The organism is Curtobacterium sp. MCBA15_013 (assembly GCF_001865095.1).
Taxonomy (GTDB): Bacteria; Actinomycetota; Actinomycetes; order Actinomycetales; family Microbacteriaceae; genus Curtobacterium.
In genome coordinates this window covers 1-17,436 of record NZ_MJGQ01000023.1, presented here as the reverse complement: position 1 = coordinate 17,436, position 17,436 = coordinate 1, and the positions used below count along the sequence as shown (strand labels likewise).

19 protein-coding genes are annotated in these 17,436 nt (G+C 73.4%); 7 read left to right on the top strand and 12 right to left on the bottom strand.

The genetic code is table 11. The features are described 5' to 3' along the window. Nucleotides 1-29: 29 nt before the first annotated feature. From BIV01_RS12135 to BIV01_RS12120, 4 genes are all read right to left on the bottom strand, one after another. A complete protein-coding gene (locus BIV01_RS12135; RefSeq protein ID WP_070418023.1) occupies nt 30-1,106 on the bottom strand; it encodes an ABC transporter permease in 1,077 nt (358 codons plus the stop codon). Continuing rightward, on the bottom strand, nt 1,103-1,984 hold the full coding sequence (locus BIV01_RS12130) for an ABC transporter ATP-binding protein (protein ID WP_070418024.1): 882 nt from the start codon (nt 1,982-1,984) through the stop codon (nt 1,103-1,105). Before BIV01_RS12130 ends, BIV01_RS12135 begins: the two co-directional genes overlap by 4 nt. A gap of 137 nt (nt 1,985-2,121) precedes the next feature. After that, nucleotides 2,122-2,802: a response regulator gene (locus BIV01_RS12125; protein ID WP_071303003.1), complete on the bottom strand. Its 681-nt coding sequence runs from the start codon at nt 2,800-2,802 to the stop codon at nt 2,122-2,124. Next, nucleotides 2,784-4,049, bottom strand: coding sequence for a sensor histidine kinase (locus BIV01_RS12120; RefSeq protein ID WP_071303065.1), 1,266 nt, complete (start codon nt 4,047-4,049; stop codon nt 2,784-2,786). The genes BIV01_RS12125 and BIV01_RS12120 overlap by 19 nt, the downstream gene beginning before the upstream one ends. Before the next feature lie 64 nt (nt 4,050-4,113). Between BIV01_RS12120 and BIV01_RS19010 the strand changes: the two genes are divergently transcribed. Next, nucleotides 4,114-4,452, top strand: a complete 339-nt coding sequence (locus BIV01_RS19010; RefSeq protein ID WP_083414001.1) for a YciI family protein — start codon at nt 4,114-4,116, stop codon at nt 4,450-4,452. Here BIV01_RS19010 and BIV01_RS12115 read toward each other — a convergent pair. After that, a complete protein-coding gene (locus BIV01_RS12115; RefSeq protein WP_083414000.1) occupies nt 4,358-5,599 on the bottom strand; it encodes an MFS transporter in 1,242 nt (413 codons plus the stop codon). The two genes, BIV01_RS19010 and BIV01_RS12115, sit on opposite strands and share 95 nt — an antisense overlap. Nucleotides 5,600-5,622: 23 nt before the next feature. On the opposite strand from BIV01_RS12115, the gene BIV01_RS12110 reads away from it, so the two are divergent. Further along, nucleotides 5,623-6,213: a TetR/AcrR family transcriptional regulator gene (locus BIV01_RS12110; RefSeq protein WP_070418029.1), complete on the top strand. Its 591-nt coding sequence runs from the start codon at nt 5,623-5,625 to the stop codon at nt 6,211-6,213. 117 nt (nt 6,214-6,330) lie between these two features. Then, the gene (locus BIV01_RS12105) at nt 6,331-7,224 is read left to right on the top strand and encodes an alpha/beta hydrolase (protein WP_071303001.1); all 894 of its coding nucleotides are present in this window, start codon (nt 6,331-6,333) and stop codon (nt 7,222-7,224) included. 212 nt (nt 7,225-7,436) lie between these two features. Here the strand turns inward: BIV01_RS12105 and BIV01_RS12100 are convergent, their stop codons facing one another. Next, nucleotides 7,437-7,919 carry an ATP-dependent zinc protease family protein gene (locus tag BIV01_RS12100; RefSeq protein ID WP_070418031.1) on the bottom strand — a complete coding sequence of 161 codons (483 nt, stop codon included), beginning with the start codon at nt 7,917-7,919 and terminating at the stop codon, nt 7,437-7,439. Nucleotides 7,920-7,983: 64 nt separating this feature from the next. Between BIV01_RS12100 and rimK the strand changes: the two genes are divergently transcribed. The 4 genes from rimK to BIV01_RS12080 all read left to right on the top strand — a co-directional run bounded on the left by rimK (nt 7,984) and on the right by BIV01_RS12080 (nt 14,034). Then, the gene (rimK, locus tag BIV01_RS12095; RefSeq protein ID WP_070418032.1) at nt 7,984-9,177 is read left to right on the top strand and encodes a 30S ribosomal protein S6--L-glutamate ligase; all 1,194 of its coding nucleotides are present in this window, start codon (nt 7,984-7,986) and stop codon (nt 9,175-9,177) included. An 89-nt stretch (nt 9,178-9,266) separates the two neighbouring features. Then, on the top strand, nt 9,267-10,340 hold the full coding sequence (locus BIV01_RS12090; RefSeq protein ID WP_070419407.1) for a 3-oxoacyl-ACP synthase III: 1,074 nt from the start codon (nt 9,267-9,269) through the stop codon (nt 10,338-10,340). Next, on the top strand, nt 10,337-13,051 hold the full coding sequence (locus tag BIV01_RS12085) for an alpha/beta fold hydrolase (RefSeq protein WP_071303000.1): 2,715 nt from the start codon (nt 10,337-10,339) through the stop codon (nt 13,049-13,051). The genes BIV01_RS12090 and BIV01_RS12085 overlap by 4 nt, the downstream gene beginning before the upstream one ends. Further along, nucleotides 13,048-14,034 carry an NAD-dependent epimerase/dehydratase family protein gene (locus BIV01_RS12080; RefSeq protein WP_071303064.1) on the top strand — a complete coding sequence of 329 codons (987 nt, stop codon included), beginning with the start codon at nt 13,048-13,050 and terminating at the stop codon, nt 14,032-14,034. The genes BIV01_RS12085 and BIV01_RS12080 overlap by 4 nt, the downstream gene beginning before the upstream one ends. A 251-nt stretch (nt 14,035-14,285) precedes the next feature. Here BIV01_RS12080 and BIV01_RS12075 read toward each other — a convergent pair whose 3' ends face one another. The 6 genes from BIV01_RS12075 to BIV01_RS19800 form a co-directional block, all read right to left on the bottom strand. Continuing rightward, nucleotides 14,286-14,471, bottom strand: coding sequence for a hypothetical protein (locus tag BIV01_RS12075; protein WP_070418034.1), 186 nt, complete (start codon nt 14,469-14,471; stop codon nt 14,286-14,288). Between the two features lie 38 nt (nt 14,472-14,509). Beyond that, a complete protein-coding gene (locus tag BIV01_RS12070; protein WP_070418035.1) occupies nt 14,510-14,926 on the bottom strand; it encodes an MFS transporter permease in 417 nt (138 codons plus the stop codon). Continuing rightward, nucleotides 14,923-16,026 carry an Asp23/Gls24 family envelope stress response protein gene (locus tag BIV01_RS12065; protein ID WP_071302999.1) on the bottom strand — a complete coding sequence of 368 codons (1,104 nt, stop codon included), beginning with the start codon at nt 16,024-16,026 and terminating at the stop codon, nt 14,923-14,925. The genes BIV01_RS12070 and BIV01_RS12065 overlap by 4 nt, the downstream gene beginning before the upstream one ends. A gap of 78 nt (nt 16,027-16,104) precedes the next feature. Continuing rightward, nucleotides 16,105-16,278 carry a CsbD family protein gene (locus BIV01_RS12060; RefSeq protein WP_070418037.1) on the bottom strand — a complete coding sequence of 58 codons (174 nt, stop codon included), beginning with the start codon at nt 16,276-16,278 and terminating at the stop codon, nt 16,105-16,107. Nucleotides 16,279-16,365: 87 nt separating this feature from the next. Further along, nucleotides 16,366-16,929 (bottom strand): hypothetical protein, encoded by a 564-nt coding sequence (locus tag BIV01_RS12055; protein ID WP_071302998.1) that lies wholly within the window; start codon nt 16,927-16,929, stop codon nt 16,366-16,368. Further along, a partial coding sequence (locus tag BIV01_RS19800; RefSeq protein ID WP_071302997.1) for a DUF6286 domain-containing protein occupies nt 16,926-17,436 on the bottom strand: 511 nt, incomplete at its 5' end. The genes BIV01_RS12055 and BIV01_RS19800, both read right to left, overlap by 4 nt.

The following is a 17,436-nucleotide window of genomic DNA, read 5'->3' as shown; positions in this document are numbered from 1 at the left end:
CACCGCGCCTCCCGTCCGGTCCTGCGGCGTCAGCCGCGCAGTGCCTCCGTCAGCTTCACCCGGCTGCCGGTGCGCAGCAGCGCGTTCTCGTAGATCCGGGCGCCGACGACCACGACGAGCACGACCGAGACCGCCACGATGACGAGGGACAGGATCGGCTCCCACCACTCGGCGGTCCCGAGGAAGATCCGCATCGGCATCCCGATCGGCGCACTGAACGGCACGTAGGACATCACGCCGAGGATCGTCGGGTTGTTGTACGCGACGATGATGAGGATGTACGGGATCATCACGAGCATCATCACGGGGGTGGTGACGCTGCCGACGTCCTCCTGGCGGGAGACGAGCACCGCGGCCGCCGCGAACAGCGAGGCGATGAGCACGAAGCCGATCGCGAAGAACCCGACGAACCAGAGCATGCTCGGGCCGAGCACCGTGAACATGTTGTCCTGCCCGGTGACCGCGAGCGTCACCGCCGCCGCGATCGCCACCGCGACGATCTGCGCGAACGCCATCACGCTGTTGCCGAGGACCTTGCCGGCCAGGAGTGCCCGGGCCGGGATCGCCGCCATCAGGATCTCGACGACGCGGGTGGACTTCTCCTCGACGACGCTCTGCGCGATCGACTGACCGAAGGTCACGGCGGACGCGAAGTACACGACGCCGAAGGCCAGAGCCACGATGTAGATCAAACCGCCAGGGATCGCGTTCGGGTCGAGCAGCTCGATGCGGGGGGAGACGCTCAGCGCCTGGACGACGTCGGTCGGGGCGTCGTCGAGCCCCACGACCTTGTAGCCGAGCGGGTCGTCGGACGGCAGGACCGCCGCGTCGACGTCACCGTTCTCGACGAGCCGTTCGGCGGCTGCAGCGGTCGGCGCCTCGGTGACGTCGAGCCCCTTGCTCGTCGGCAGGCTGACCCCGTCGACGACCGCGACCGGGGTGGTGTCGCCCGCCGTGGCCTTGCCGACGATGCCGCCGACGACGATCGACGCGACGACCATGAGGATGAGGATGCAGGCGGACACGACGAACGCCTTGCTGCGGACGCGGGCCTGGATCTCGCGCGCGGCGACGAGCCGGACGGACTGGACGAACGAGCCGTTCATCGGACGACCTCCCGGAAGACCTCGCTGAGCCGAGGGACACGCGGCGAGAACGACCCGACGGTGCCGTGCTGGACGGCCCGCTGCAGGACGCGCTGCGCGGTGGCGTCGTCGGCTTCGAACACGGCGTACCCGCCGTCGAACTCGCGGACGGTGACGCCCGGTTCGTCGCGGAGCCAGGCGACGTCCCCGTCGACGAGGAGCTCCCACGCGGCGGGGCCGGCCTGCTTCCGCAGTTCGTCCTGCGGGCCGGCGGCGCGGATCGTGCCCCCGGCGATCACCACGACGTCGTCGCAGAGCCGCTCGACGACGTCCAGCTGGTGGCTCGAGAACAGCACGGGCACACCACCCGCCGCTGCCTCGCGCAGGACGGCGAGCACGACGTCGACGGCCATCGGGTCGAGGCCGGAGAACGGCTCGTCGAGCACGAGGACCTCGGGGTCGTGGGCGAGCGCGGCGGCGACCTGCACGCGCTGCTGGTTGCCGAGGGACAGCTTCTCGACGGCGTCGGTGGCGTGCGGCGCCAGGCCGAGCCGGTCGAGCAGGTCGGTGGTGCGGCTCGCCGCGGTGCGCTTGTCGACGCCGTGCAGCCGGGCGAAGTACGTGATCTGCTCGGCGACCGGCATCTTCGGGTAGAGCCCGCGCTCCTCCGGCATGTAACCGAAGCGGCGACGGTCGGCCGGGCCGATCGTGGTGCCGTCGATGGACACGGTGCCGGCGTCGGCCTGGAGCACGCCGAGCAGGATCCGCATCGTGGTGGTCTTGCCGGCGCCGTTGCCGCCGACGAACCCGGTCAGGCGTCCGTCGCCGACCGTGAACGTCACGTCGTCGAGCACGCGGCGGTCGCCGTACTGCTTGGTCACCCCGTCGATGGTGAGCATGTCGTTCCCCTCTCGCGGCGGTTCGCTCCGCCTGCGTCGACGCTATTGCGCGGGGTGCGGCGGGCGCCTCCGGCTGGCGACGGGGATCGGGGCGCCGCGGGCTCCGCCGCGTGGGGGAGCGCGGGTCGGACGGGGGTCTAGGCGGGGGTTCCGGCCACGCCGTGCTCGAAGGCCCAGACGACCGCCTGGATGCGGTCGCGCAGACCGAGCTTCTGGAGGACGTTCGACACGTGGGTCTTCACGGTCGCCTCACCGACCCACAGCTCCGTCGCGATCTCGGCGTTGCTCAGCCCGCGGGCGAGCAGCCGGAGGACCTCGGTCTCACGCTCGGTCAGCCCTGCCGTGACGACCGCCTCGTCGCCGTCCGGTGCCGCGGGCGCCCCGGACACGGCGGTCGCGCGGCTGATCACCCGGCGGGTCACGTCCGGGGCGAGCAGCGCGTCGCCGGCCGCCACGGTGCGGACGGCGTCGATCAGCCGCTCGGGGGAGGCGTTCTTCAGCAGGAATCCGCTCGCCCCGGCCTCGAGCGCCTGGAAGAGGGCGTCGTCGTGGTCGAAGGTCGTCAGGACGAGCACGGCCGGTGGCTCCGGGAGCGCGGCGATCCGACGCGCCGCCTCGAGCCCGTCGACGTTCGGCATCTGGACGTCGAGGCACACCACGTCCGGTCGGAGCGTCCGCACGGCCTCGACCGCCTCGGCGCCGTCAGCGGCCTCGCCGACGACCCGGAACCCCGGCTCGGACTCGAGGATGACGCGGAAGCCGGCCCGGACGAGGTCCTGGTCGTCCGCGAGCACGATGGTCAGGTCGTCGGCAGCCATGCCCGCACCAGCCAGCCTCCCCGGGCGCGCGGCCCGATCTCGATCCGTCCGCCCACCGCGGCGACGCGTTCGCGCATCCCCACGTGGCCGAGTCCGCTGCCCGCGGTGTTCCGCGGTGCCCGGTCGCCGTGTCCGTCGTCGGTGACCTCGACCTCGACGCCGTCGTCGAGGTACCGCACCCGGACGTCCGCCCGGGCCGTCGGGCCGGCGTGCTTGAGGACGTTCGTCACGGCCTCTTGCGCGATCCGGTACGCGACCGCCGAGACCGTGGGCGGGACGTCGCGGACGCTGCCGACCACGACGTACTCGGTCGGGTGCCCCGCCGTCCGGGCCGAGTCGGCGAGCTCGCCGATCCGGCCGAGCCCCTCGGTGCTCGGAGCCGCTCGGACGTCGTCGCCGCCGTCCTCGTCGGCACGGAGGGTGCCGAGCATCCGGCGGAGCTCCTCGACGGCGGTCCGGGCGCTCTGCTCGACCACGCCGAGCGATGCCGTCGCCTGCTCGGGGTCGTGGCCGATCACGCGTCGAGCCGCGCCGGCCTGCACCCCCATGAGTGACACGTGGTGCGCCACGACGTCGTGGAGTTCGCGGGCGATGCGCACGCGCTCGATCGTCACCGCCTGGGCAGCGCTCCGCTCGCGTTCGGCGGCGAGCTCGGCGGTGCGGAGGTCGAGCTCGTGCTTCGCCACCGCCGACGCCCAGGCCCGGTTGCCGGCGTACCAGGCAGCGCCGAAGTAGATGACGTTGATCACGATGTTGAGCAGCGAGAGCGCGATGTACGGCGGGATGAGGCCGTCGTCGTCGTTCGGCAGCGCGTTCGGCACCGCCCAGCCGAAGGCGATCGCGACGAACAGCCAGGCGAACATGCCGCCGATGACCACCCAGCGCACGACCTCGGCGCGGACACGGTCCGAGCACCACGCACCGACCGTGTACAGGGCGATGAACAGCGTGAAGTTCACGAGGAAGACCTCGGGCACGTGCAGGATCTGCGTCGCCGCGAAGGCCAGCGCCGAGACGACCGCCATCGTCATCGGCCAGCGGCGGCGGAACGCGACCGGTGCGGCGTTCGCCACGACGAGCAGTGCCGAGACCCACCACGCTGCCTGGTCGTCGCCGTAGGTCCCGGCCGACCCGTAGAGCATCGTCGTGATCGCCAGTCCGGCGCCGAGGACGAGTGCGAGGAGGGCGTCCTGGCGGAACTCGCGGCGCCCCACCGGCAGCCGTGACCACTCCGCGGTCGTCCCCATGGTCACCACGGTAGCGGGTGCGGTGGTCGGAGTAGCCTGCCGCCAACCGAACAGGGGAGGCACCATGCAGTTCCTCGTCAACGTCATCGACGACGGGCAGGCCGAGGCCGCCGGTCGGACCGAGTCCGCGACACGGACCGAGGCGGACGCGGTCGACGCGCTCAACGAGCGGCTCGGCGACGCCGTCGTCTTCGCGGCCGGGGTGTCCGCGCCGTCGGACGCCGTGGTGGTCGACGCCCGTCGCGCCGAGCCGACCACGACCCCGGGGCTCGTCGGGGACCCGACCGAGTTCGTCGCCGGGTTCTGGGTCATGGACCTGCCGGACGCCGAGACCGCGCTGCGGGTCGCGCAGGAGGCGTCGGTGGCGTGCAACCGGAAGATCGAGCTGCGCCCCCTGCTCTGACCCGGGCGCCGAGCACGGCACAGGCGGCCGTCACGAGCGCCCCGGCCCCGAACGTGCCGAGCGACCCCAGCGGTTCGACGACCGCTCCGGCCGCCGCGGCACCGCTGGCCTGGCCGAGAACGAGCGCCACGAAGAGCACCGAGGTGCCGGCCGACGACCGCTCCGGATCGACCTCGGTGGTCCACGCGATCAGGGCCCCGGTCGCCGCCGTGTACCCCCAGCCGAACACGGCGCACGCGACGAGCGCCACGGGCGTCCACTGCGGCACCGTGCCGAGTGCCAGCACACCGAGGGCGACGGCGGCGGTGGTGAGCGTCCACTGCGTCCGGGCACGCAGTCGACTCGTCCACCGGGCGGTCGCCACGACGGCGGCACCGCCCGCGCCGAGCGCGATCCACGCGGACACCGAGACGGCGACCGGTGCGCCGGCGTCGACGAGCACCGAGCGGCCGTAGGTCCACACGACCGCCGACCCTGCGCCGAAGAGCAGGGCGAGCACGAGGACCGCACGGTGCGCCGTCCACCACGCCCGGTCCGGGGCCGGTGCTCGCTTCGTGGGGGTCTGCCCGGCCGTCGCCGTCCGGCGGGGAGACCACGAGGACGCGAGCAGGACCGCCCCGACGACCAGCGCCGCGATCCCGGACCACGTCCACGCGGTCCGCCAGTCGGGCAGGAGCACGAGCGCGAGCACGCCCGCGGCGACGAGGCCGGGGCCCGTCCCGGCGTTCACCACGGCCTGCGCCCGGCCCTGTGCCGGCTGCGGCACGAGGGCCGTCACGAGACTGACGAGTGCGGGCGAGGCCAGCCCCGCGCCCGCCGAACCGACGACCGACGCGATCGCGAACGCCGTGGGGTCGCCGGCCGCGGCCATGCTGAGTGCACCACCGCCCGCGACGACGGCGGCGACCGCCACGAGGACCCGGGGCACGCGGCCGGCACAGCGGTACCCGACCACGGCGCCGACGCAGTACATCGCCGAGGCTCCGGACGAGACCCACCCCGCGGCGTCGGCGCGCAGCCCGAGGTCCCGCTGGACGTCGGGCAGGAACAGCCCGTACGCCAGCCGGACCAGGCCGTAGGTCGCGGCGATCAGGCCGAGGCCGCTCCCCAGGAACACCGACTGTCGTAACGAAAACGATCGTTTCACTTTTGAGAGCCTAGGGTGCTCTCATGGCGATGCGTCCAGGAACCGAGCAGAAGCTGCTCGACGCCGCCGAGGAGCTCTTCTTCACCCGGGGCATCGCCGCGACGCCGATCGACGCCGTCCTCGAGCGCGCGGGGATCTCGAGCGCCACGCTCTACCGCGGGTACGCCAGCAAGGAGTCGCTCGTCGCCGCAGCTTTGGCCCGTCGACACGACGACTGGCTCGCCACGTGGGACCGGGCCGTCGACGCCGCCGAGGACGACCGCGGCCGACTGCTCGCGGTGTTCGACGCCCTCGACGCCTACCGCTCCACGCCGTCGGGGTCGCGGTGGTGCGCGTTCCTCGGCACGGCGGCCGAGTACGTCGACGCCCCGTCCGACGTCCGCGCGGTCCTCGACCGCGAGACGGACACCCTGCGGCGACGCCTGACCGAGTCGGCCGAGCCCGTGGTCGGCGCACACGCCGGGGCGCTCGCCGAGCAGCTGCTGCTCCTCGTCTCGGGGTACCTCGCGATGCGCCTCCGCGAACCCGGCCTCGGGACCGCCACCGCGCGTGCCGTCGCCGACGCGCTCCTCGGGTCGGCGGAGCGACCGGTTCCTGCGCGACTTCACACCTGACGTCCGCGTGTACCCGAGGTCCTCCGGTACCCGACTCGGTAGCTTGCCCGGTGTGCAGCGGATCCCCTCGACCCTCGTGATGACGCGTGTGACCTCGGACGGCATCGTCCCCCTCGCATGAGCAGCTCGCGCGCGGCCCGGATCACCCGCCGCTCCCTCCTCGCCGGCGGCGCCGCGGTCGTCGTGGCCGGTGCCGCTGCCGAGGCCGTGAACCTCCGGCTGCTCCCCGGCCGCTCGACGATGTACCGCGTGCTCGGCCTCGACGGACCGGCGGGCACCGTCCCCGACGTCACGCCGGTGCCGACCGTGTCCGGGTCGTTCTCGTCGCGCGCTCGGAAGGGCCTCGAGGTCGGCTGGACGATCGCCGCGCCGCACTCCGACGGCCCCCTGCCGATCGCGGTCGCCATGCACGGCTACGGCGACGACCACGCGGACTTCTTCGGCTCCCACCTCGGCTACGACCGGTTCCTCGCCGCGTACGTCGCCGCGGGCGGAGCGCCGTTCGCCATCGCCGCGGTCGACGGCGGCAACCGCTACTGGCACCGCCGCGCGGACGGCGACGACCCGGCCGCGATGGTCGTCGACGAGTTCCTGCCGCTGCTCGCCCGCCGCGGGTTCGACACCGCGCGGCTCGCGTTCACCGGCTACTCGATGGGCGGCTACGGCGCGCTCCACATCGCCGGCGCGCTCGGCTCGGCGCGGGTGCGTGCGGTCTCCGTGATCAGCCCCGCGCTGTGGCGGTCGGCGGGGGAGACGGCACGTGGCGCCTTCGACGACCCCGCGGACTTCGCCGCGAACACGGTGCTCGGCCGACAGTCGTCCCTCGACGGCGTCGCGGTCCGCGTCGACTGTGGCACCGGCGACGGGTTCGAGCCCGCCGTGCGCGCGTACGTCGACGGCTTCGCGACCGCACCGGCCGGCGAGTTCGAGCCGGGCGGGCACACCACCGCCTACTGGCGGCGGCTCGCGCCGCAGCAGCTGCGGTTCCTGGGCCGGCACCTGCAGGCCTGACCCGCGCCGACGGCGGCCTGGAGGCGCGGGTCGGCCCCGCACCGTCCCTCCAGTCCGTCGGCTGGTCGAGCCGACGGCCGTTTACGGTTCCGTCGGTGACCGTTCCGGTTCACGATCCCCGGGATCCGCGAACCGGAACGGTCACCGCGCGGACGACTTCAGCGGATCCCGCGCGCGCCGCGCACTGCGTCGGCGGCGAGTTCGGCGAGCCGTCAGGCGCGACCGCGGTTGCGGCGGCGGATCTCCTTCGGCGCCCGGCCGGCCATGAACGAGCGAGCCGGGTCGACGAGGAACCCCTGGCGCAGTGCCTCGCGGCCGACGAGCATCCGGAAGCCCATCTGGTCGCGGTTGCTCAGCGTGACCTCGGCCTCGAAGACACGCCCGGCGAGGGACATCTCGGTGAGGACCACGATGCGCTCCTGGGTGTGCCCGGTGGAGCTCCGGACGATGCGCCGGTCGTGCACGTCGCACTCGATCGTGACGGCGTCGGCGTCGGTGTCCTGCCAGGGGTGCACCGAGAAGCGGACCCGGTCGCCGGGGAGTTCCTCGAGGTCGAACGCGTGCAGCGCCGAGCTGCGCGCACCGGTGTCGAGCTTCACCTTGATCCACGGGATGCCGAGGCTCGGCAGGGCCGCCCACTCCCGCCAGCCGGCGACCACGAGACCGCCGTTCGGGGACTTCGGTACTCGGGCCATGTGCCCATCCTGTCGCATGCTTGGATGGAGCGTCGCCGTCGATACCAACCCCGGAGCCTCCCCGATGAAACTCGCCATCCTGTCGCGTGCGCCGCACGCGTACTCGACGGAGCGCCTCCGGGCCGCCGCGATCGACCGCGGGCACGAGGTGAAGGTGCTCAACACGCTCCGGTTCGCGATCGACCTGACCGGCGACGACCCCGACCTGCAGTACCGCGGCAAACTCCTGTCCGACTACGACGCCGTGCTGCCGCGCATCGGGAACTCGATCACCTACTACGGCACCGCGGTGGTCCGGCAGTTCGAGCAGATGGACGTCTACACGCCGAACACCGCCAACGGGATCACGAACTCGCGCGACAAGCTGCGGGCGAACCAGATCCTCTCGCGGCACGACATCGGCATGCCCGCGACGACGTTCGTGAACGGCCGCGCCGACGTCCGCGGGGCGATCGAGCGCGTCGGCGGAGCGCCCGTCGTCATCAAGCTGCTCGAGGGCACGCAGGGCATCGGCGTCATCCTCGCTCCCGAGGCGAAGGTCGCCGAGTCGATCGTCGAGACCCTGCACTCCACGAAGCAGAACGTGCTCATCCAGAGCTTCATCTCGGAGAGCCGCGGCAAGGACATCCGCGCGCTCGTCGTCGGTGACCGGGTGGTCGCGGCGATGCGTCGGAGCGCCTCCGGAGACGAGTTCCGGTCGAACGTGCACCGCGGCGGGACGGTCGAGAAGGTCACGCTGACGCCCGAGTACGAAGAGGCCGCCGTCCGCTCGGCGCAGATCATGGGCCTGCGGGTCGCCGGCGTCGACATGCTCGAGGGCAACGACGGGCCGCTCGTGATGGAGGTCAACTCCTCCCCGGGGCTCGAGGGCATCGAGCGCGCCACCGGCCTCGACATCGCCGGCGCGATCATCGACTTCATCGCGAACCAGGTGGCCTTCCCCGAGATCGACGTCCGGCAGCGGCTCTCCGTCTCGACCGGCTACGGCGTCGCCGAGCTGCTCGTGCACACGAACGCCGACCTCGTCGGGAAGACCATCAAGGAGTCCGGTCTCTGGGACCGCGACATCACCGTCCTGACGCTGCACCGCGGCTCGGGCGTGATCCCGAACCCGCGCAGCGGCGTGGCCCTCGAGCCCGGCGACCGCCTGCTCTGCTTCGGCAAGCTCGAGGAGATGCGCTCGATGATCCCCGAGCGCCGGAAGCGCCGCGCGAAGGTGCGCAAGCTGCCCAAGGAGCCGCGTCAGCCCGAGGCGTGAGGCACATCCGGAGTGCACTGTCCCCCGCCTGTCAGCGCATCCGGATCGCGTACCCAGGCCAGATGCGGAAGTATGTGTCGGTGACGATCATGACGGAACGGCCGGTCGACCAGGCGACGAGCACCGAAACGGAGCGGCCCGGCAACGCCACGGCCAAGCACGACAACGTCGCGCTGCTCTCGGTCGCGACGACCGTGGCGGAACGCGTGACCACCTCGGCCGACATCGAGGAGAAGCTCCGCGGGGTGCTGCGACGCCTGCGCCTGCCGATGGGACTCCTCGAGCGCGTGGCCGGGGTCAAGGAACGCCGGAACTGGGGCGAGGGCCAGTCCTTCCAGGACGCCGCCATCGACGCCGGACGCCGCGCCATGGCCGAGGCGGGCATCCGCCCCGAGGACGTCGGCCTGCTCATCAACACGTCGGTGACGCGCCCGCACCTCGAGCCGTCGGTGGCCGTGCGCCTGCACCACGGGCTCGGCCTGCCGTCGTCCGCGATCAACTTCGACATCGCGAACGCCTGCCTCGGGTTCGTCAACGCGATGAGCGTCGCCGCGGGCATGATCGACTCCGGTCAGATCAAGTACGCACTCGTGGTGGACGGCGAGGACGCCGACCAGGTGCAGCTCAACACCATCGAGCGCCTGAACCAGGGCGGCCGCAACCGCAAGGACTTCATGAGCGAGTTCGCCAGCCTGACGCTCGGGTCCGGCGCCGCCGCGGCCGTGCTCGGCCCGGCGGACATGCACCCGGGCGGCCACCGGATCGTCGGCGGCGTCACCCGCGCGGCGACCCAGTGGTACGACCTCTGCGTCGGCAGCGTCGACGGCATGTTCACCGACGCGAAGATGCTCCTCAAGGGCGGCATGGAACTCGTCGTCGCCGCCTGGAACGAAGCACGCTCCCACTTCGACTGGGCTGACATGGACCGCTACGTGCTCCACCAGGTCTCCGACGTGCACACGAACGCCTTCGTCGAGGCCATCGGCGTCCCGCGCGACAAGGTCCCGACGACGTACGAGCGCTTCGGCAACGTCGGTCCGGCGTCGATCCCGATCACCCTCGCGGACGAGGTCGCCCGCGGTGCCATCCGCCCCGGCGACCGGGTGTTCCTCGGCGGTGTCGGCTCCGGCATCAACACGGCGATGATGGAACTGCGCTGGTGAGGTCCGGCCTCCCGCGCGTCGCCGCTGCCACGGCTCCGGCGACGCCCCCGCCGCCCCTGCCCGGACTCGACCCCGCCTGGTCGCGCATCGTCACGGTCCCCGCCGCTGCGGATCCAGGAGGCACGGCTCGCCCCGAGCGCTCGTGGCACCTCCTCGACACGGCCGGCTCCCTGGCCGCGCTCGGCGTGGAACCCGTCGGCACCCTGCTGTGCGTGCACGGCAACCCGACCTGGTCGTACCTGTGGCGGTCGGTGCTCCGCACCTCGCTCGACGTCGCCGCCGCCGGTGGTCCGGCGTGGCGGGTCGTCGCGGTCGACCAGCTCGACATGGGCTTCTCGGAGCGCACCGGCGTGCAGCACGGGCTCGCGGACCGCGTGCGGGACCTCGGCGCGCTGACCGACGAACTCGAGCTGTCCGGCCCGGTGGTCACCCTCGGGCACGACTGGGGCGGTGTCGTCTCCCTCGGCTGGGCGGTCGACCACCCGGACCTCGTGGCGGCCGTCACGACGTGCAACACCGCGGTGCACCAGCCCGACGACGCCCCGATCCCCGCACCGCTGCGGCTCGCGCTCCGTCCGGAGCTCCTCGGCCGTGCCACGGTGCTGACGCCGGCGTTCCTCGAGACGACGCTCGCGATCGCCCACCCGCGGCTCGACCGTGCCACCGCCGATGCGTACCGCGCGCCCTACCGCGGAGCGGCCCGTCGTGGGGGCGTCGGTGGGTTCGTGGCCGACATCCCCGTCGACGGCGACCACCCGAGCGCACCCGAGCTCGACCGGATCGCCGCCGGCGTCGCCGCGCTCGAGGTCCCCGCCCTCGTGATGTGGGGGCCGCGCGACCCGGTGTTCCTGGAGCGCTACCTCGACGACCTCGCGGAGCGGCTGCCGCACGCGGACGTCCACCGCTTCGAGGGCGCCGGGCACCTGCTGCCGGACGACGCCGACGTCGCCGGGACGGTCGTCGAGTGGCTCGGTGACCACCTGCCGGACGGTCGCGTGCCCGCGGGGGCCGAGCCGTCCCTCCAGGCCCCCACCGACGACGACGCCGACGTGCGCCGCCCGCTCTGGGCCGCACTCGACGAGCTGCGCGACAGCGACGAGGCCGCGCTCGTCGAGATGGCCGCCGCCGGCGGTCCCCGGACCGTCTCGTGGCGGTTGCTCGCCCGTCGGGTCGGCGAGATCGCGGCCGGACTGGTCGACCTCGGCGTCCGCGCCGGTGACCGCGTCTCGCTCCTCGTCACCCCCGGCGCGGACCTGACCGCCGTCCTGTACGCCAGCGTGCGCATCGGGGCGGTCGTCGTCGTGGCCGATGCCGGGCTCGGCCTGCGCGGCCTGACCCGTGCGGTGCGCGGTGCCCGTCCCGACTGGATCATCGGCGCGCTGCCCGGCCTCGGGGCCGCACGGGCGCTCGGCTGGCCCGGTCGGCGCATCGCGACGGTGTCGTTGCCGGCGCCTGCTCGTCGGGCGCTCCGGGTCGAGCACACGCTCGTCGAGGTCGCACGACGCGGAGCGCAGCGCCTCGCACGGGGCACCGCGCTGCCCGGAGCGCCGTCGTCCGACGCGCCGGCCGCGGTCCTCTTCACGTCCGGGTCGACCGGGCCGGCCAAGGGCGTCGTGTACACGCACGGGCAGCTCGGCGCGGTCCGTGACACCCTCGCGGCGCAGTACGACATCGGCGTCGGCACCGGCCTCGTCGCCGGGTTCGCCCCGTTCGCGCTCCTCGGCCCCGCGCTCGGCGCCCGGTCGGTCGCACCCGACATGGACGTCACCGCGCCCCGGACCCTGACCGCTCGGGCGGTCGCCGACTCGGTCACCGCGGCGGACGCCACCGTCGTGTTCCTGTCACCCGCGGCCGTCGCGAACGTCGTGGCGACCGCCGGTGCACTCACGGCAGCGGACCGTGCGGCGCTCGGTCGCGTGCGGCTGTTCCTGTCGGCCGGTGCACCGGTGTCGGCCGAGCTGCTGACCGCGGCCACCGAGCTCATGCCGAACGCGAGCGCCCACACGCCCTACGGGATGACCGAGGGGCTGCTGATGACCGACGTCGACCTCGACGGCGTGCGCGCCGCAGCCGCCGACGCCCCGGACGAGGACGGCATCTGCGTGGGCCGACCCGCCACCGGCGTCCGCGTGCGGATCGCCCCGCTCGACGACTCCGGCGAGCCGTCCGGAGCGCTCACCGAGGACCCGGGCGTCACGGGCGAGATCGTCGTCGCGGCGCCGCACGTCCGCGAGCGGTACGACCGGCTCTGGCGCCAGAACCGGGTGTCGCGGCTCGGTGTGGCGGACCCGCGCGGGCACCGCACGGGCGACGTCGGCCACCTCGACAGTGCCGGTCGGCTCTGGGTCGAGGGACGCCTGCAGCACGTGCTCACCACGGCGGACGGGGTCGTCACGCCCGTCGGTCCCGAGCAGCGGATCGAGCGCGTCCCCGGTGTCGGTCGCGCCGGGCTCGCCGGCATCGGGCCCCGCGGCACGCAGCAGGCCGTCGCCGTCGTGGAGACGACCGGTGGGCGCCGCACCCGTCGGCCGACGCTCGCCGACCCCGACCTCGCCCGGGCCGTCCGGGCTGCCGCGGGGATCCCCGTCGCCGCGGTGCTGACGGTGCCCGAGCTCCCGACCGACATCCGGCACAACTCGAAGGTCGACCGTGCACGGCTGTCCCGGTGGGCGGCCTCGGTGCTGTCCGGTGGACGGATGGTCCGGCCGTGAGGGTCCTCGTCACCGGTGCGAGCGGGTTCCTCGGGCAGGCGACCGCCGCGGCCGTGCGTGCTGCGGGGCACGAGGTCCGGACGTTCCAGCGACGGCCCTCCGGGGTCGAGGGAGTGTGGGACGTGCTCGGCAGCATGACCGACCCCGCAGCCGTGGCCCGGGCCGTCGAGGGCATCGAGGCGGTCGTCCACCTCGCCGCCAAGGTCTCGCTCGCCGGCGACCCCGACGACTTCGTCCGCGTGAACGTCGACGGCACCCGGACGCTCCTCGACGCTGCACGTGGCGCCGGCGTGGAGCGGTTCGTGTTCGTCTCCTCGCCCTCGGTCGCGCACACCGGGTCGTCCCTCGTCGGCGCGGACGCCGGACCCGCCGAGCCCGCGCGGGCCCGCGGCGACTACGCCCGGACGAAGGCCGCGGCCGAGCTGCTCGCACTCGCCGCGGACGCCCCCGGGTTCGCCGTCGTCGCCGTCCGCCCGCACCTCGTGTGGGGGCCCGGTGACACGCAGCTCGTCGGCCGGATCGTCGACCGTGCCCGCACGGGGTGCCTGCCGCTGCTCGACTCCGGCGCCGCGCTCATCGACACGCTCTACGTCGACAACGCCGCGTCCGCGATGGTCGCCGCGCTCGACCACGCCGCCGACGACGGGGTGCACGGCAATGCGTACGTCGTGACGAACGGGGAGCCCCGGCCCGTCGGGGACCTGCTCGCCGGGATCTGCACCGCGTCCGGGGTCCCGGCGCCGCGGGTGCACGTGCCGGCCGCGGTGGCCCGGTTCGCAGGGTCGCTCGTCGAGGCGGTCTGGCGTGTGCGTCCGGGCGAGGACGAGCCGCCGATGACCCGGTTCCTCGCCGAGCAGCTGTCGACGGCGCACTGGTTCGACCAGCGGCGCACCCGTCGTGATCTGCGGTGGATGCCCGCGGTGTCGATCGACGAGGGGCTCGGCCGGCTCGGAGCCGCTCAGGCCTCGTCGGCGGCCACGTAAACCCAAGCCGTCGCGCCCGACCCGAGGGTCACCTCGACGCGCTGGTGGTCGGCGACCTCGTCGTCGTCGACGGCCCGCATCTGCCACTCGTACCCGAGCGTGAGGGACGCACCCTCGACACGGTCCTCCGGGGAGCCCCGGCGCAGGATCGGGTGCCGGTCCGAGCCGCCAGCCGGGGAGCGACCGTAGCGGACGGGAGGCGCGGTGCACGTGACCCAGATCGGGTCACGTGCACCGCGCCTCCGGTGGTGTCAGTGCTTGGTCGCCTTGGCGATCTTCTTGCCGAGCTTCTTGCGTGCCTTCCGCGAACGCGGGTCGTTCCACAGCTCGCGCGCGGTCTGGGTCTTCGACTTCTTGTTCACGGGGCGGGTGGCGCGCGCGCCGAACCAGAACCCGATGAAGACGATGGCGCCGATGAGGATGATGCGGTTGCGCATGGGGACTCCTTCGATGGTGGTGCGGGCGGCCGAGGACCTCAGCCGGTGAAGCGGTTCCAGAGCTCCGTGACGATGGGCCACACGTCGCCGGCACGGTCCGCCGAACCGACGGCCACCAGCACGACCGGGACCGCGGTCACGGCGATGCTGACCAGGACGGCGAGCACGACGGCGATCGTCGCCGTGGTGGTGTGCCGTCGGGTGAACGCCAGGAGCAGCAACCCGAGGACCACGACGGCCCCGAGCAGCGCCACGATCGTCACCCGGACGAACGGGAACGGGACGAGTCCGGCGGTGGTGGCGGTCACCCCGCCGAGGAACCCGACGAGGGGGAGGAACGCTCCGAGCAGCGTCCCGAGGACCAGGACGACGCCGATGCCGCTCGCGATCCAGACGCCGCGGGGGCGGGGCCGCCGGACCTTCGTCCGGCGGTTGCCCGACCACGCGGTGGTCACGAGCGGTCCTGGCGGTGTCGACCGGCCTGCGCGTCGGTGTCCGACCCGGCCGGTGCATCGTCAGCGGCCACCTGTGCGGCTGCGTCGGCTGACTCGGCCGCTGCTGCGGCTGCGTCCTCCGCGGCGTCGGCAGCGTCCTCCGCTGCCTCGGCAGCCGCAGCGGCACGATCCGCGGGCGCCGCGGACTCGGTGGCAGCAGGTTCGGTCACTGTGTCGACGACGGCGTCACGTGCGCCGGCCGCGGCGTCCTTCGCCGAGTCGGCGGCGTCCGCTGCCAACTCGGAGGACCGGACGAGCGCCTCCGCTGCCGCGTCCCGGACGTTGCCGGTGGTCTGGGCTGCGCTGTCGACGGCACGCTTCGTGGCGTCGGCGGTCGCGTCGGCCGCACGGCGGGTGGCGTCGGCCGTGGCATCGGCAGCCTTGCCGGCCTGCTCGACGGTGGCCTCCGCGGCGTCGCGGGTGGCGTCGGCGGCCTGTCGAGCGACGTCGGCCGTTGCCTCGGCGGTGCGCTTCGTCACGTCGGCCGTGGCGGATGCGGCGCGCTTCGTGGCGTCCGCGGTGACCGTCGCGGCCTCCTTGAGCGCCTCGCCCGTGGCGTCGGTGGCCCGCTTGGTGGCGTCGGCGGCGGCGGTCGCTGCCTGCTTGACCGCGTCGCCGGTGGCCTCTGCCGCGCGGCCGAGCGGCGATTGCTCGTCGTCGAACGGGCCGTGCACGTCGAGCACGCGGACGTCCACGGAGGTCGGGACGTCCGAAAGCTGGCGCGTGGCCGACGTCACCTGCTTGCGGACCTCGTCCGCGACGGCGATCACCGGGTGCGGGTAGCTGACGACGACGGAGACCTGCACGGACAGTGCGCCCTCCTCGTCGTCGACCTGGACCCCGGCGGTCCCGGCACTGCGGCCGAGCTGCTTCCGCAGTTCGTCGGCCGCCCGCGAGGCGAAACCGCCGAGGTGGTGCACGCCGGGGACGCCCAGTGCGGTCTCCGCCGCGGTCCGGGCCACGATCGTCACGGTGTTCGCGTCGTCTGGCAGCGGCTGCGTGAGTTCCGCGGGCAGTGCCACCTCGGTGACCTGCGTGTGCGCATTCGGGTCGTGCTGCATCGTTCTCTCCTCGTTCGGTTCCGCCGGAACGCGTCGGGGCACTCGACCAGGCGAGTGCCCCGACACGGTTCGTGCGTCCTACTTCTTGAAGACGTCCTTGACGTCCTCGCCGGTCTGCTTGACGCTCGCGGCGGCCTGGTCCTTCTGGCCCTCGGCGACCTTGGAGTCGTCGTTCGTGGCCTTGCCGACCGCTTCCTTCGCCTTGCCGGCGAGGTCCTGAGCAGCGTTCTTGATCTTGTCGTCGAGTCCCATGACGGGTCCTTTCTTCGGTCGGGCGTGTGCCCGGTGGGTGGTGATCTGGTGGGCCGGGAGGCCCGGGTCACGTCCGGCTGACGGGTGTCAGTGGACGCGGGTGGGTTTGGCGAGGGTGGAGCGGGTGCCGCCGGTGAGGTGGACGAGGACGGGGATCTGCCGGCCGAGGGTGCGGTCCAGGACGGTGATGGCCCGGTCGACGGCGGTGAGGACGGTGACGGCGTCGCCACCGCGGCGGACCGCGACGCGGATGCGTGCGGCGCGTTGCCGGCGGACGAGGTACGTGTCGACGCGGGCGCTGATGACGTCGCGGACACCGTCGAGTTCGTGGTCGACGACGTCGCGGACGAGGGCGACGTTGACGGTGACCTGGTCGTCGCCGGAGCGTTCCCGGACGGCGACGGACGTGCCGCCACCACCGCGGGTGAACACCCACACCAACGCCAGGACGATCACCACGGCGCAGGCCGCGCCGATGATCCACAGCGACGACGCCGGAACGGTCAGGTTCCGGGGCAGCTGGATGGTGCCGGAGATCGCGTCGCGGACGGCGGGCAGGACGCCCGCGCCGACGACGATGCCGACGATGACCGCGACGAGGCCGAGGACGAACAGGATGATCCGGTTCAGGGTCCGGTTGCTCTTGGTCATGCGAGGGTTCCCTTCTCCTCGACCGTGACACTGACGCGTCGGCCGAAGCGTTCGTCCAACCCGGACAGGCGGTCCCGGACGGCGTCGCGGATGACCGCGTCGTCGACGGGGATCCCGCTGACGGGCACCACACGGACCTTCGTGGAGCGTCCGCGGGCGGTCGCGGACGCGTTGCCCTCCGGGACACCGGCGGCCATTCCCGCGGCGTTCGCGGCGGTGGAGGCGAGGATGCGGGTGTCGATGACGACGGCACCACGGTCGTGGTCGATGACGGAGCGGTGCTGCCGGCCGGGCTTCAGGGCCAGGACGATCAGGACCACGCCGAGGACCAGCAGGACCACGGCGATGACCTCCGCGATCGTGACGAACGCGGCGTCCGGGCGGAGCGCAGCGTCGACGACGGTCTGCGGGTCGGCGAGCAGCGGGGGCCGGCCGATGGCGGCGAGGACCGCTTCGGTGCCGATCCACGCAGCGACCAGGGCGAGCACCACGAGCGACACCGCCACG

Coding starts and splice junctions, on each gene's coding strand:
- BIV01_RS12090 (WP_070419407.1), top strand. CDS start 9,267: ATGACGGAACGGCCGGTCGACCAGGCGACGAGCACCGAAACGGAGCGG.
- BIV01_RS12125 (WP_071303003.1), bottom strand. CDS start 2,802: ATGGCTGCCGACGACCTGACCATCGTGCTCGCGGACGACCAGGACCTC.
- BIV01_RS12120 (WP_071303065.1), bottom strand. CDS start 4,049: ATGGGGACGACCGCGGAGTGGTCACGGCTGCCGGTGGGGCGCCGCGAG.
- rimK (WP_070418032.1), top strand. CDS start 7,984: ATGAAACTCGCCATCCTGTCGCGTGCGCCGCACGCGTACTCGACGGAG.
- BIV01_RS12100 (WP_070418031.1), bottom strand. CDS start 7,919: ATGGCCCGAGTACCGAAGTCCCCGAACGGCGGTCTCGTGGTCGCCGGC.
- BIV01_RS12055 (WP_071302998.1), bottom strand. CDS start 16,929: ATGACCAAGAGCAACCGGACCCTGAACCGGATCATCCTGTTCGTCCTC.
- BIV01_RS12105 (WP_071303001.1), top strand. CDS start 6,331: ATGAGCAGCTCGCGCGCGGCCCGGATCACCCGCCGCTCCCTCCTCGCC.
- BIV01_RS12110 (WP_070418029.1), top strand. CDS start 5,623: ATGGCGATGCGTCCAGGAACCGAGCAGAAGCTGCTCGACGCCGCCGAG.
- BIV01_RS12130 (WP_070418024.1), bottom strand. CDS start 1,984: ATGCTCACCATCGACGGGGTGACCAAGCAGTACGGCGACCGCCGCGTG.
- BIV01_RS12065 (WP_071302999.1), bottom strand. CDS start 16,026: ATGCAGCACGACCCGAATGCGCACACGCAGGTCACCGAGGTGGCACTG.
- BIV01_RS19010 (WP_083414001.1), top strand. CDS start 4,114: ATGCAGTTCCTCGTCAACGTCATCGACGACGGGCAGGCCGAGGCCGCC.
- BIV01_RS12060 (WP_070418037.1), bottom strand. CDS start 16,278: ATGGGACTCGACGACAAGATCAAGAACGCTGCTCAGGACCTCGCCGGC.
- BIV01_RS12135 (WP_070418023.1), bottom strand. CDS start 1,106: ATGAACGGCTCGTTCGTCCAGTCCGTCCGGCTCGTCGCCGCGCGCGAG.
- BIV01_RS12075 (WP_070418034.1), bottom strand. CDS start 14,471: ATGCGCAACCGCATCATCCTCATCGGCGCCATCGTCTTCATCGGGTTC.